General features: G+C 64.3%; 11 protein-coding genes. 8 read left to right on the top strand and 3 right to left on the bottom strand.

The window, feature by feature from the left end; genetic code table 11:
- Nucleotides 1-209: 209 nt before the first annotated feature.
- Nucleotides 210-2,420 (top strand): primosomal protein N', encoded by a 2,211-nt coding sequence (locus tag V5279_RS44375; RefSeq protein ID WP_338693562.1) that lies wholly within the window; start codon nucleotides 210-212, stop codon nucleotides 2,418-2,420.
- Between the two features lie 101 nt (nucleotides 2,421-2,521).
- Here V5279_RS44375 and V5279_RS44370 read toward each other — a convergent pair whose 3' ends face one another.
- Nucleotides 2,522-3,013 carry a septal ring lytic transglycosylase RlpA family protein gene (locus V5279_RS44370; protein WP_166300613.1) on the bottom strand — a complete coding sequence of 164 codons (492 nt, stop codon included), beginning with the start codon at nucleotides 3,011-3,013 and terminating at the stop codon, nucleotides 2,522-2,524.
- Nucleotides 3,014-3,645: 632 nt separating this feature from the next.
- Between V5279_RS44370 and V5279_RS44365 the strand changes: the two genes are divergently transcribed.
- The 7 genes from V5279_RS44365 to V5279_RS44335 all read left to right on the top strand — a co-directional run bounded on the left by V5279_RS44365 (nucleotide 3,646) and on the right by V5279_RS44335 (nucleotide 11,710).
- The gene (locus tag V5279_RS44365) at nucleotides 3,646-4,206 is read left to right on the top strand and encodes a F0F1 ATP synthase subunit delta (RefSeq protein ID WP_166300615.1); all 561 of its coding nucleotides are present in this window, start codon (nucleotides 3,646-3,648) and stop codon (nucleotides 4,204-4,206) included.
- Entirely contained in the window at nucleotides 4,206-5,735 is a 1,530-nt protein-coding gene (gene atpA, locus V5279_RS44360) for a F0F1 ATP synthase subunit alpha (protein ID WP_338693557.1), read from the top strand. The genes V5279_RS44365 and atpA overlap by 1 nt, the downstream gene beginning before the upstream one ends.
- Before the next feature lie 91 nt (nucleotides 5,736-5,826).
- A complete protein-coding gene (locus V5279_RS44355; protein ID WP_338693555.1) occupies nucleotides 5,827-6,705 on the top strand; it encodes a F0F1 ATP synthase subunit gamma in 879 nt (292 codons plus the stop codon).
- A gap of 25 nt (nucleotides 6,706-6,730) precedes the next feature.
- Nucleotides 6,731-8,173, top strand: a complete 1,443-nt coding sequence (gene atpD, locus V5279_RS44350; protein ID WP_029081341.1) for a F0F1 ATP synthase subunit beta — start codon at nucleotides 6,731-6,733, stop codon at nucleotides 8,171-8,173.
- 116 nt (nucleotides 8,174-8,289) lie between these two features.
- Nucleotides 8,290-8,697: a F0F1 ATP synthase subunit epsilon gene (locus tag V5279_RS44345; RefSeq protein ID WP_166300619.1), complete on the top strand. Its 408-nt coding sequence runs from the start codon at nucleotides 8,290-8,292 to the stop codon at nucleotides 8,695-8,697.
- 203 nt (nucleotides 8,698-8,900) lie between these two features.
- A complete protein-coding gene (locus V5279_RS44340) occupies nucleotides 8,901-10,589 on the top strand; it encodes an adenylate/guanylate cyclase domain-containing protein (protein WP_338693552.1) in 1,689 nt (562 codons plus the stop codon).
- A 125-nt stretch (nucleotides 10,590-10,714) separates the two neighbouring features.
- Nucleotides 10,715-11,710 carry an AraC family transcriptional regulator gene (locus tag V5279_RS44335; protein WP_338693550.1) on the top strand — a complete coding sequence of 332 codons (996 nt, stop codon included), beginning with the start codon at nucleotides 10,715-10,717 and terminating at the stop codon, nucleotides 11,708-11,710.
- Here the strand turns inward: V5279_RS44335 and V5279_RS44330 are convergent.
- Both V5279_RS44330 and V5279_RS44325 read right to left on the bottom strand, forming a co-directional pair.
- Nucleotides 11,668-12,168, bottom strand: a complete 501-nt coding sequence (locus tag V5279_RS44330) for an RNA pyrophosphohydrolase (protein ID WP_166300623.1) — start codon at nucleotides 12,166-12,168, stop codon at nucleotides 11,668-11,670. The genes V5279_RS44335 and V5279_RS44330 overlap by 43 nt on opposite strands.
- A gap of 22 nt (nucleotides 12,169-12,190) precedes the next feature.
- On the bottom strand, nucleotides 12,191-12,697 hold the full coding sequence (locus V5279_RS44325; protein ID WP_029081346.1) for an RNA pyrophosphohydrolase: 507 nt from the start codon (nucleotides 12,695-12,697) through the stop codon (nucleotides 12,191-12,193).
- Nucleotides 12,698-12,769 lie beyond the last annotated feature (72 nt).

The following is a 12,769-nucleotide window of genomic DNA, read 5'->3' as shown; positions in this document are numbered from 1 at the left end:
CTATTGGCGCTGCGATTCTCCTGATTATATCGCACTGCCTTCGTTTACCGTTCGCTAAAGCGGCGCAGCGGTGATAGAGCGTTTTCGAGCGAAGTGGGCACCGGTTCGCGTGGAGAAAACGCGTCAAAACAAGAAGCTAGAGCTTCGGTTCTGATTCAATCAGAACCGAAAATGCTCTAGCCCGATCGGGTTTTCAAAGTTCTGATTCAATGGACCACACCACGCGCCCCGGCCCAGCCTCTGCATCGACGACAGGCGTCGTCGACGTGCTGGTGCCTGTCGCGCTGAACCAGACCTATTCCTACCGCGTGCCGCGCGGCATGGAGCTTGCGCCCGGCGACGTGATCTGCGTTCCGCTCGGGCCGCGCGAGGTCGTCGCGGTGGTGTGGGCCGAGAACGCCAGGCCCGATCCTCGGCTGCACAACCGGCTCAAGGACGTCAGCGAGAAGCTCGATGTTCCGTCGCTGAAGGCGGAGCTGCGCCAGCTCGTCGACTGGGTCTCCAATTACACACTGTCGGCGCGCGGCATGGTGCTGCGGATGACGCTGCGGATGGGCGAAAATCTCGGGCCCGAGCGGATGCGCCTCGGGGTGCGCCTGGTCGGCGAGCCGCCGCGGCGCCTGACACCGGCGCGCCGGCGGGTGATCGAGGTGCTGTCGGACCGGTTGCTGCACGGCAAGTCGGAGGCGGCGCGGGAGGCCGGCGTCAGTTCCGGAGTGATCGACGGCCTGGTCGACGAAGGCACGCTGACGGTCGAGGCCATGCCGCCGCCGGCAGCGCCACCTGTTCCGGATCCCTTTTATGCGCAGCCGGATTTTTCGCGCGAGCAGCGCAGCGCGGTCGACGTGATGCGGACGCTGGCTGCGAGCGGCAGCTTTCACGTCGCGCTGCTCGACGGCGTCACCGGTTCCGGCAAGACCGAGGTCTATTTCGAGGCGATCGCCGAGAACATCCGCCGCGGCAAGCAGACCTTGATCCTGATGCCGGAAATCGCGCTGACCGGCCAGTTCCTCGACCGCTTTGCGCAGCGCTTCGGCGTGCGGCCGCTGGAATGGCATTCGGAGCTCACGCCGCGCACGCGGGCGCGCAACTGGGCTGCGATCTCCGAGGGCAAGGCGCCGGTCGTGGTCGGCGCCCGCTCCGCGCTGTTCCTGCCCTATGCCGATCTCGGCCTCATCATCGTCGATGAGGAGCACGACCAGGCCTACAAGCAGGACGAGGGCGCGCATTATCACGCGCGCGACATGGCGGTGGTCCGCGCCCATATCGCCAAGATCCCGATCGTGCTGGCGTCGGCGACGCCCTCGGTCGAGAGCGAGGTCAATGCGCGCAAGGGGCGTTATCAGCGCGTCGCGCTGCCGTCGCGGTTCGGCGGCCAGCACATGCCGCATATCGAGGCGATCGACATGCGCCGCGCGCCGCCGCCGCGCGGGCGTTTCATCTCGCCGGTGCTGGCCGAGCAGATTCGCCATGCGATCGAGCGCCGCGAGCAGGCGCTATTGTTCCTCAACCGCCGCGGCTATGCGCCGCTGACGCTATGCCGCGCCTGCGGTCACCGCTTCGCCTGCACGATCTGTGATGCATGGTTGGTCGATCACAGATTCCGCCAGCGGCTGGTCTGCCATCACTGCGGCTTCTCGATGCCGCGCCCGAACATCTGTCCGCATTGCGCGGCCGAGGAATCGCTGGTCGCGGTCGGCCCCGGCGTCGAGCGCCTGCAGGAAGAGGCCGCAAGTATCTTCCCCGAGGCCCGCACCATGGTGCTCTCGAGCGATCTCATCACCTCGATCGAAACCATGCGCAGCGAGCTGAATGAGATCGCCGAGGGCCGCGTCGACATCATCATCGGAACACAGCTGGTGGCGAAGGGGCACAATTTCCCCCGGCTCAATCTGGTCGGCGTCATCGACGCCGATCTCGGCTTGAGCAATGGCGATCCGCGCGCCGCCGAGCGGACGTTCCAGCTGTTAAACCAGGTGGTCGGCCGTGCCGGCCGCGACCAGGGCCGTGGCGTCGGCTATCTGCAGACGCACCAGCCCGAGCATCCCGTCATCAAGGCCTTGATCGCCAATGACCGCGAGGCGTTCTACGCCAGTGAGATCGAGATTCGCGAGCGCACCGGCTATCCGCCGTTCGGCCGGCTGGCGAGCCTGATCGTCTCCGCCGGGGATCGTCCGACGGCGGAAGGCTTTGCGCGCAAGCTCGCCGCGGTCGCGCCGCTCGATGAGCGGATCCAGGTGCTCGGCCCCGCCGAGGCGCCGCTGGCGGTCATCAAGGGCCGCTACCGCTTCCGCCTGCTGGTGAAGTCGCTGCGCAATGTCGACCTGTCGCAATATCTGCGCGAGTGGCTTGAGGCGGGTCCGAAGACCAAGGGCAATCTGAAGCTCGAGGTCGACGTCGATCCGCAGAGTTTCCTGTAAAGCTGCCTGCAAAGAAAAAGCCTGCCGTCATTCGCGACGGCAGGCCTTTGGCGCGAAGCAGGCCTCGCGGCCGTTACGCAACGCAACGCTTACTGAACGCGTTACGAGACGACCTCGGCAGTGACGCGGCCGACGCCGGCACCGGTCAGGCCAATGGCGCGCGCTGCGCCGGTCGAGAGGTCGAGCACGCGGCCGCGGATGAACGGGCCACGATCGTTGATGGTGACGACGACGCTGCGGCCGCCATGGGTGACGCGGAGCTTGGTGCCGAACGGCAGCGAGCGGTGGGCCGCGGTCATGGCGTTCTGATTGAAGCGCTGGCCGGAAGCGGTGCGGCTGCCGGATTCATTGCCGTAGAAGGAAGCCATCCCCGAGAACGAGTGGCCGCCGGACGGCTGGATCGATGCATTGGCGTCGCGCCAGGACGAGCCTTCGGCGCGGGCGTGGTGATGATGGTGGTGGCGATGATGGTGGTGCCTGGACTTCGCGGACGCCTCCGTCACGCTGCCCCCGACCAGTAGAGTTGCGGCTACAAAAGCAAGCGCCGTACGCGAGCGGGTACTATTGCCCGCCGCCTTCTTGATATTCAGCATTGATAAGACCCTCAGACAGTATTGCCGCTAACACGGCAAGTGGAACCCCCGTCCCTTCGTTGACCAATGCCGTTTGGTTTCGCAATGAGGCACGAATTGGGCAGTAAATCCTGATTGTCTCGTGTTGAAATATCTTGTTACCGCTTCGGGGTATTCGAACGAGGTTCCGTAATCTTTGCCCGTTAACCAATTTTTAACGCTAACTATACTCATGAATACTGATTAGAGGGGCGCTGGTAAGTTTTCGGTAAGTAATCGCCAAATGAAGCGGACGCCCGTTTTGGGTTCCCTGCGCTAGGAACCATGGGCCCATGCAGATTTTCGATGGAACAAATCTGCGGTGACCTGAATCGGTGTCGGCGGGACGGATTTCCGCGCGCCGAATTTTCATGATTCGGCGGCTCGCTGCGGTCGTCAAAAAGCGCATGCGACAAGGCGGCTCGCGCGATGCCGTCATGTTGCACCTGCGCGATTGCTATGTTAGCAAAGCCGCGATTTTAACGGTCCCGGCACGTCCTGTGCCGGTCGAAAATCGAAGTCCCGCTTGAATTCCAAGGGCTTGGATCGCTAGGCGCTGCTTTGGTGGCGACGGTTTTTCCCTTGCGAATTTGACAGCAAAAAAGAGCGAGCTCGTGGCTGCTGAAGATCCGTCCGTTTCGGGAGTGTCCGGTCGTTACGCAACGGCCCTGTTCGAGTTGGCGCGCGACGAGCAATCCGTCGATCAAGTCAGGGCCGACCTCGATAAATTCGAGGCCATGCTCAGCGAGAGCGCCGATCTCAAGCGTCTCGTTCGCAGCCCGGTGTTTTCCGCGGATGCCCAGCTGAAGGCGCTGACCGCGGTGCTCGACAAGGCCGGTATCTCCGGCACGTCGGCCAAATTCCTCAAGGTGCTCACCGCCAATCGCCGGCTGTTCGCAATTGCCGATGTGATCCGCGCCTATCGCGCGCTGGTGGCGAAGTTCAAGGGCGAGGCGACTGCGGAAGTCACCGTCGCCGAGCAGCTCAATGACAAGAATCTCGACGCGCTGAAGGCCGCACTGAAATCAGTGACGGGCAAGGACGTCGCGCTTAACGTGAAGGTCGATCCCTCCATTATCGGTGGCCTCGTGGTCAAGCTTGGCAGCCGCATGGTGGATAGTTCGCTTCGCACCAAACTCAATTCGATCAAGAACGCGATGAAAGAGGCAGGCTGATGGACATCCGCGCCGCAGAAATTTCTGCGATCCTCAAGGACCAGATCAAGAATTTCGGCCAGGAAGCCGAAGTCACCGAAGTGGGCCAGGTGCTGTCGGTCGGTGACGGTATTGCCCGCGTCTACGGTCTCGACAACGTTCAGGCCGGTGAAATGGTCGAGTTCGAGAACGGCACGCGCGGCATGGCGCTCAACCTCGAAACCGACAACGTTGGTATCGTGATCTTCGGCGCCGACCGCGAAATCAAGGAAGGCCAGACCGTCAAGCGCACCCGCGCGATCGTGGACGCGCCGATCGGCAAGGGCCTGCTCGGCCGCGTCGTCGATGCGCTCGGCAACCCGATCGACGGCAAGGGTCCGATCCAGGCGACCGAACGCAAGCGCGTCGACGTCAAGGCGCCCGGCATCATTCCGCGCAAGTCGGTGAACGAGCCGATGGCCACCGGCCTGAAGGCGATCGATGCGCTGATTCCGATCGGCCGCGGCCAGCGCGAGCTGATCATCGGTGACCGTCAGACCGGCAAGACCGCGATCGCGCTCGACACCATCCTGAACCAGAAGCCGCTCAACGCCCAGCCGGACGAGAGCCTCAAGCTGTATTGCGTCTACGTCGCGATCGGCCAGAAGCGCTCCACCGTCGCGCAGTTCGTCAAGGTGCTCGAAGAGCAGGGCGCGCTGGAATACTCGATCATCGTCGCGGCCACCGCGTCCGATCCGGCCCCGATGCAGTACATCGCGCCGTTCACCGCCTGCACCATGGGCGAATACTTCCGCGACAACGGCATGCACGCCGTGATCATCTATGACGACTTGTCCAAGCAGGCCGTCGCCTATCGCCAGATGTCGCTGCTGCTGCGCCGTCCGCCGGGCCGCGAGGCCTATCCGGGCGACGTGTTCTATCTGCATTCCCGCCTGCTCGAGCGCGCCGCCAAGCTCAACAAGGAGCATGGCTTGGGCTCGCTGACGGCGCTGCCGGTCATCGAAACTCAGGCCAACGACGTGTCGGCCTACATTCCGACCAACGTGATTTCGATCACCGACGGCCAGATCTTCCTGGAAACCGACCTGTTCTTCCAGGGCATCCGCCCTGCCGTGAACGTCGGTCTGTCGGTGTCGCGCGTCGGTTCGTCGGCGCAAACCAAGGCGACCAAGAAGGTCGCCGGCAAGATCAAGGGCGAACTCGCGCAGTACCGCGAAATGGCGGCGTTCGCGCAGTTCGGCTCGGACCTCGACGCCTCGACGCAGCGCCTGCTCAACCGTGGCTCGCGCCTGACCGAACTCCTGAAGCAGCCGCAGTTCTCGCCGCTGAAGATGGAAGAGCAGGTCTGCGTGATCTGGGCCGGCACCAACGGCTATCTCGATCCGCTGCCGCTCAACAAGGTGAAGGCGTTCGAGGACGGCCTGCTGTCGCTGCTGCGCGGCAAGAATGCCGACATCCTCGATGCGATCCGCACCAGCCGCGATCTGTCCGACGACACCGCCGCCAAGCTCAAGACGGCCGTCGAAGGCTTCGCCAAGACGTTTGCATAACGAATGGGACGTCGCCCGGCTCGCCGCCGGGCGTGACGAACGGAGGCTTGCGGTCTGACCGTTGTGGTCGGATCGCCGGGGTGAACGAAGAATGGCGTCACTAAAAGACATGCGGGTCCGCATCGCCTCGACCAAGGCGACGCAGAAGATCACCAAGGCCATGCAGATGGTCGCAGCCTCGAAGCTGCGCCGCGCGCAGAACGCTGCCGAAGCGGCGCGGCCTTATGCCACCAAGATGGATGCGGTGATTTCCAACATCGCCGCCGCGGCCAATGGCTCGCCCGGCGCCCCGGCGCTGCTCGCGGGCACCGGCAAGAACGACGTGCACCTGCTGCTGGTCTGCACCGGCGAGCGCGGCCTGTCCGGCGCATTCAACTCCGCCATCGTGCGGCTGGCGCGCGAGCGGGCACAGTCGCTGCTCGCGCAGGGCAAGGAAGTCAAATTCTTCTGCGTCGGCCGGAAAGGCTACGAGCAACTGCGGCGGACCTTCGAGAAGCGCATCGTCGAGCATCTCGACCTGCGTTCGGTGCGCCAGATCGGCTTCGTCAATGCCGAGGACATTGCCCAGAAGGTGCTGGCGCGGTTCGACGCCGGCGAGTTCGATGTCTGCACGCTGTTCTACTCGCGCTTCCAGTCGGTGATCGCGCAGATCCCGACCGCGCAGCAGATCATCCCGCTCGAGGTGGCTGCGCCCGCGGCCAGCGCGGCCCCCGCCACGTCCTACGAATACGAGCCTGAAGAAGACGAGATTCTCGGCAGCCTGTTGCCGCGCAACCTCGCGGTGCAGATCTTCCGCGCGCTGCTGGAGAACAACGCCTCGTTCTACGGCGCGCAGATGAGCGCGATGGACAGCGCGACGCGCAACGCAGGCGAAATGATCCGCAAGCAAACCCTGATTTACAACCGGACCCGCCAGGCCCAGATCACGAAGGAGCTGATTGAAATCATCTCCGGCGCTGAGGCGGTCTAAGGCAGATTTCGAAGGAGAACAGTCCATGGCTACAGCAGCCAACCAGAACGGTCGCGTCACCCAGGTCACGGGCGCCGTGGTCGACGTGCAGTTCGAAGGCCACCTTCCGGCGATTCTGAATGCGCTTGAGACCAAGAATGGCGGCAATCGCCTGGTGCTCGAAGTCGCGCAGCATCTCGGCGAGTCGACGGTGCGCACCATCGCGATGGATATCACCGAGGGTCTGGTCCGCGGTCAGGAAGTGACCGACACCGGCGAGCCGATCCGGGTGCCGGTCGGCGAAGGCACGCTCGGCCGCATCATCAACGTGATCGGCGAGCCGATCGACGAAGCCGGTCCGATCAAGTCCGAAGGCCTGCGCGCCATCCATCAGGAAGCGCCGACCTACACCGACCAGTCGACCGAAGCCGAAATCCTCGTCACCGGCATCAAGGTCGTCGATCTTCTTGCTCCGTACGCGAAGGGTGGCAAGATCGGCCTGTTCGGCGGCGCCGGCGTCGGCAAGACCGTGCTGATTCAGGAACTGATCAACAACGTCGCGAAGGCGCACGGTGGTTATTCCGTGTTCGCCGGCGTCGGCGAGCGGACCCGTGAAGGCAACGACCTCTATCACGAGTTCATCGAATCGAAGGTCAACGCCGATCCGCACAATCCGGATCCGAGCGTGAAGTCGAAGTGCGCGCTGGTGTTCGGCCAGATGAACGAGCCGCCGGGCGCCCGCGCCCGCGTCGGCCTGACCGGTCTGACGGTTGCCGAGCACTTCCGCGACCAGGGCCAGGACGTGCTGTTTTTCGTCGACAACATCTTCCGCTTCACCCAGGCGGGCTCGGAAGTGTCGGCGCTGCTCGGCCGTATTCCTTCGGCGGTGGGCTATCAGCCGACGCTCGCGACCGACATGGGCGCGCTGCAGGAGCGCATCACCACCACCCAGAAGGGCTCGATCACTTCGGTGCAGGCGATCTACGTGCCGGCCGACGACTTGACCGACCCGGCGCCCGCCACCTCGTTCGCGCACTTGGACGCCACCACGGTGCTGTCGCGCGCGATCTCGGAAAAGGGCATCTATCCGGCGGTGGATCCGCTCGACTCGACCTCGCGCATGCTGTCGGCGCTCGTCGTCGGCGACGAGCACTACAACACCGCGCGCATGGTCCAGCAGATCCTCCAGCGCTACAAGTCGCTGCAGGACATCATCGCCATTCTCGGCATGGACGAACTGTCGGAAGAGGACAAGCTGACGGTCGCCCGCGCCCGCAAGGTCGAGCGCTTCCTGTCGCAGCCGTTCCACGTCGCCGAAGTCTTCACCGGCTCGCCGGGCAAGTTCGTCGACCTCGCCGACACCATCAAGGGTTTCCGCGATCTCTGCCAGGGCAAGTACGACCATCTGCCGGAAGCGGCGTTCTACATGGTCGGCACCATCGAAGAAGCCGTCGAGAAGGGCAAGAAGCTCGCCGCCGAAGCAGCCTAAGCTTTGGGATGTCGTCATCGCCGGACGTGATCCGGCGATCCATCGCACCAGAAGCATTTTGACTGATGGACCCGCGGGTCGAGCCCGCGGGTGACAGCGCAAAGAACGGAAAGACCATGGCCACCTTCCACTTCGATCTCGTCTCTCCCGAAAAGCTCGCCTTCTCCGGCGAGGTCGATCAGGTCGACGTCCCCGGCGTGGAGGGTGATTTCGGTGTGCTCGCCGGCCATGCGCCGGTCGTCGCCACGGTTCGTCCGGGGATCCTGACGATCACGGCCGCCGGCAAGCGCGAGAAGGTGATCGTGCTCGGCGGCCTTGCCGAGGTGTCGGACAAGGGCCTCACCGTGCTCGCCGACGTCGCGACCGCGATTGCGGATCTCGATCGTGCGAAGTTTGCCGAGACGATCGCCGAGATGGAGGAAAAGCTCTCCGAGCACGAGGGGACCGAACTCGACCACGCGATCGAGCGGCTCGATCACTTCAAGGGCATCCAGCACGAGCTCAACGCGACGGCTATGCACTAAGGCGCGATTGCCTAGTCGCGATCGCGCCGTTGCGTCCGGGTGAGCCGGACCTCCTTGTGAAATCGCTCACATTTCCAGTCATCGGCCACGAAACTTGAACAATTCAACGCTCGCCGCATCCTGGCGGGCGCCGAATGCTTATTGCGCCTGCGAGCGTCTGGCGGCATTCTGCCCGCTATATTTGGGTTCCGGGGCTGGTGCTCATGAAGCGCAAGATCGCGGCGATCTTTGCGGCCGATATTGCAGGCTATAGTCGATTGGTTGCCGAGGATGAGGAAGAGACGCTGCGGCGGCTCGCCTCCTACCGGCAGGTCACCGACGATTTCATTGCGAAATGCGGCGGCCGCATCTTCAACACCGCGGGCGATGCGGTGCTTGCGGAATTTCCCAGCGCCGTTGAAGCCGTGCGCTGCGCGATCGACATCCAGGAAAGCCTGCGCACGCGCAACATGGCGTATCCGCCAAGCCGGCAGATGGCGTTTCGAATCGGCATCACCATCGGCGACGTCGTCGAGCGCGATGGCGATCTGCTCGGCGATGGCGTCAATATCGCCGCGCGGCTCGAAGGCCTCGCCGAGGTCGGCGGCATCTGCATATCGCGCGCGGTGCACGAACAGGTCGCCAACAAGCTGTCGGTACAGTTCGCCGACATCGGCGCGCAGGAAGTGAAGAACATCCCGACCCCAGTGCACGCCTATATGGTGGCGATGCGGCGCGAGGACGGCAGCTACGCGACGCCGCAGGTCAAGAAGCCGGTCAAGGCCGCCCCTGCGGGTGCGCCGGCCTGGATGTGGCCCGCCGCCATCACCCTGGTGCTCTTGGCGGCGATCGGCGTCGGCGGCTTCCTCACCTACGCCAAGCTGGTAACGTCGGCGACGAAGCCCGCTTCCGTGGCGAGCTCCACTCCGACATCCGCGCCCGCGGCATCCGCATCACCGGCGCCGTCGGCCGCACCGTCGCCATCAGCATCGACGGCGCCGCCTGCCCCGGCGAAACCTGCGCCTGCGCCGAATCTGGCCGCGCCGGCCTCTCCGGTGCCGCCGTCACCGCCACCTTCGATTTCATCGGGCGATAGGTTCGTCGCCGACAGCACGCCCTTCGTCAGCGACCGCACCCGTAGCGCGCTCGTGGCCGAATATTTGCCCGCAGGCGATTCCAAGGCGGTGGCCCTCAACATCAACGGCTTCGTCGGATGGAGCGTGGCGCAGCCGAGCGAGGACGCGGCGAAGACGGCGGCACTCGAGCTGTGCCAGAAGCGCGCCGACAATGCCAACTCGCCGCGCAAGTGCGAACTGTATGCCGTCGGCAACACCGTCGTGTATGCCCATGGCCAGCCTCCGCTGCCGCCCTTGCCATGGGTGAAGCGCGATGCGCTGGTCGAGAAGCCGTACGCCACCAAGGACGTTCCGCTGTTGCGCGACCCGGCCAGGGCCCGGCTCGACAACCTGTTCGTGCCGGGGCGGAAGACGCGGACCATCGCGCTCGGTCCGGGCGGGCATTTCTTCTTCAATTCAGGCATCGATTCGCTGGAGGAATCGGCGCGCCGCAACCTGCAAGCCTGCGGCGCGGTCGCGGGCGTGCCCTGCACGATCGTCGTGGTCGACGATGTCTTCGTGGTGCCGATTCCGACCACGTTGCGTGTCACGGGCTTCTTCAAGGCCGCGGACAGCTCGGTCATCGCGCCGGGCGAACGCAATGAAGTTGCACGGAAGCTCGCCGATGCGACGGCGGGTTGGAATGCGATCGCGGTCGGCGCGCAGGGACGGCCGGGGCTCGGATTGAAGGCTGCCAACGAACAGACCGCGGTGAATTCGGCGCTCGGCGAGTGCGTCAAGCGCGACAGCGACTGTCGTGTCATCGCAATCAGTCCGTTCGCGGTCGGCCCGAACTAAAGCATGATCCGGAAACTGTGAAGCAGTTTACAGCGAGAATCGTGCACAAATGACAAGTTGCGGCGCGATGACGAATTGGCCCGATCGCATCGCGATTTCATCCCTGATGTAACGGACAAGATGCAGTGCTGACTTTCTCCACCGATGCTCTCCGCCCGCAAGACCGTTTCGAGCACTGGTGCGACGTACGCGGCAAAAGCCTGTTCGGGGTCACGATCGAGCTCGACCGTGACAAGCGGCCCGATTTCCGTGGACGGTTCTCCGCAACGCCGGTGGGCGGCGCCGTGCTGGCGGAAATGTTCGCGTCCTCCTATCGCGTCAGCCGGACCTCGTCCGACATCGCACGCGTCCCGAGCAACAGCCTGCATCTCGCGTGGCAGGTGCGCGGGCCCGGTCACATGGATATTGGCCGCGATCGCGTCCAGTACGTGCGCAATGGAGATCTGGTGTTCGGCCACTCCAATCTTCCGTTTGCCTCGAAGCCCGAACGCACCGACGGCTTTCATTTCTACAGCCTCAAGATTCCCGTCACCAGCGAGCTTGTGCTCGATGCGCGGATCGAGGACGTGCCGCCGGTGATGCTGTCGCGGGATGCCGGGCTGACCCGGCTTGTCGGCGCCATGTTCCGCGCAATGACGCGTGATCCCACGCAGGCCGGGGAGTTCGCCGGCGACGTCACGCATATGGTGCGCCTGGCGCTGCTTGCGCGCGGGCGCGTGCGGCCGCGCCAGGATGAAATCCGTGCCGCGCTGCATGCGGGTTACCTCCACGCCGCGCGCGAGATCCTGCTCCGCGACCTGCATCGGCAGTCGCTCACGCCGGCCGCGGTGGCCACTGAGCTTTGCATTTCACTGCGGCAATTGCATGCGCTGTTCGAGCCGACCGGCCTGTCGTTTGCGCGGACGCTGACGGCGGCAAGGCTGAAGGAGGCGAGGCGGTCTCTCTACCTCATGCAGGAGCGGGGCATTGACGAGATCGCGTTCTCATGCGGCTTCGACAGCATCGCGACCTTCTATCGCGTGTTCCGCGCGACCTATGGCATGACGCCGGGCGACGCACGGCGCGTTGGGCCTGCAGATCAGCCGGCGAATTCCGTAAACCGGGTCGCGACCGCGCGATAGACGTCGCGCCGGAACGGCACCACGAGATCGGCGACGCGTTCGAGGCGCTCCCAGCGCCATTGATCGAATTCCGCGGGCTGGTTGTTGCGCGGCGTCAACGGATCGATCTCGTCGTCGCGCCCGGTGAAGCGCAGCGCGAACCACTTTTGCCGCTGGCCACGAAATCGTGCCAGACGGTGTGTTTCCGGCACATGATGGGACGGAAATTCGTAGGTCATCCAGTCGGTCTCGCCGAGATAGTCGGCGTTGACGGCCCCGGTCTCTTCCCACAATTCGCGCATCACGGCTTGGCGCGGATCCTCGCCCGCGTCGATGCCGCCTTGCGGCATCTGCCATTCGAGGCCGGGCAATACGATCTCCGGACCATCGTCCTTGATCCGGTGGCCGATCAGCACGCGTCCAGCGGCGTTGAACAGCGCAATGCCCACATTGGGGCGATAGGGCTTATCTGATGACATCTCGGTTGCGTACGTCGTGGGTCTATTTGGCCGCCAAACCGGCGAATTCCTTCACGACGCGCTCATAGACCGGGCGCTTGAACGGCACAATCAGCTCCGGCAGATTCTTCATCGGCTCCCAGCGCCAGGACATGAACTCGGCCTTGTGGCCACCGCCACCGGGATTGGAGACGTTGATCTCCTTCTCCTCGCCGGTGAAGCGCAAGGCGAACCATTTTTGCCGCTGGCCGCGATAGCGGCCTTTCCAGGCGCGCCCCGCGACGGTGCGCGGGATGTCATAGATCAGCCAGTCCGGGACCTCGCCGAGCTTTTCCACTGATTTGACGCTGGTCTCTTCATAGAGTTCGCGCCTCGCGGCTTGAAACGTATCCTCGCCGGGATCGACGCCGCCTTGCGGCATCTGCCAGACATGAGCGTCATCGACATGCTCGATGCCGCCGGCGCGGCGTCCGATGAAGACCAGCCCCGCGGTGTTCAGCAGCATGATGCCGACGCAGGTTCGATAGGGCAGGTCTTCATAACGTGCCATGCTGCCGCTACCTCGTACAGTTTCCGGAGCCGCCGACCCGGCCCCCCGCCAAGGTCTCAAGCTGCACCAACG

The organism is Bradyrhizobium sp. 26S5 (genome assembly GCF_036923295.1).
Classification (GTDB): Bacteria; Pseudomonadota; Alphaproteobacteria; order Rhizobiales; family Xanthobacteraceae; genus Bradyrhizobium; species Bradyrhizobium septentrionale.
Note: the sequence above shows the minus strand (reverse complement) of the source record. Positions and strands in the feature narration are given on the sequence as shown.

Bases quoted from the DNA above. Each gene is read 5' to 3' on its own strand.
- V5279_RS44375 (WP_338693562.1), top strand. From the start codon at position 210: ATGGACCACACCACGCGCCCCGGCCCAGCCTCTGCATCGACGACAGGC.
- V5279_RS44370 (WP_166300613.1), bottom strand. From the start codon at position 3,013: ATGCTGAATATCAAGAAGGCGGCGGGCAATAGTACCCGCTCGCGTACG.
- atpA (WP_338693557.1), top strand. From the start codon at position 4,206: ATGGACATCCGCGCCGCAGAAATTTCTGCGATCCTCAAGGACCAGATC.
- V5279_RS44355 (WP_338693555.1), top strand. From the start codon at position 5,827: ATGGCGTCACTAAAAGACATGCGGGTCCGCATCGCCTCGACCAAGGCG.
- atpD (WP_029081341.1), top strand. From the start codon at position 6,731: ATGGCTACAGCAGCCAACCAGAACGGTCGCGTCACCCAGGTCACGGGC.
- V5279_RS44345 (WP_166300619.1), top strand. From the start codon at position 8,290: ATGGCCACCTTCCACTTCGATCTCGTCTCTCCCGAAAAGCTCGCCTTC.
- V5279_RS44340 (WP_338693552.1), top strand. From the start codon at position 8,901: ATGAAGCGCAAGATCGCGGCGATCTTTGCGGCCGATATTGCAGGCTAT.
- V5279_RS44330 (WP_166300623.1), bottom strand. From the start codon at position 12,168: ATGTCATCAGATAAGCCCTATCGCCCCAATGTGGGCATTGCGCTGTTC.
- V5279_RS44325 (WP_029081346.1), bottom strand. From the start codon at position 12,697: ATGGCACGTTATGAAGACCTGCCCTATCGAACCTGCGTCGGCATCATG.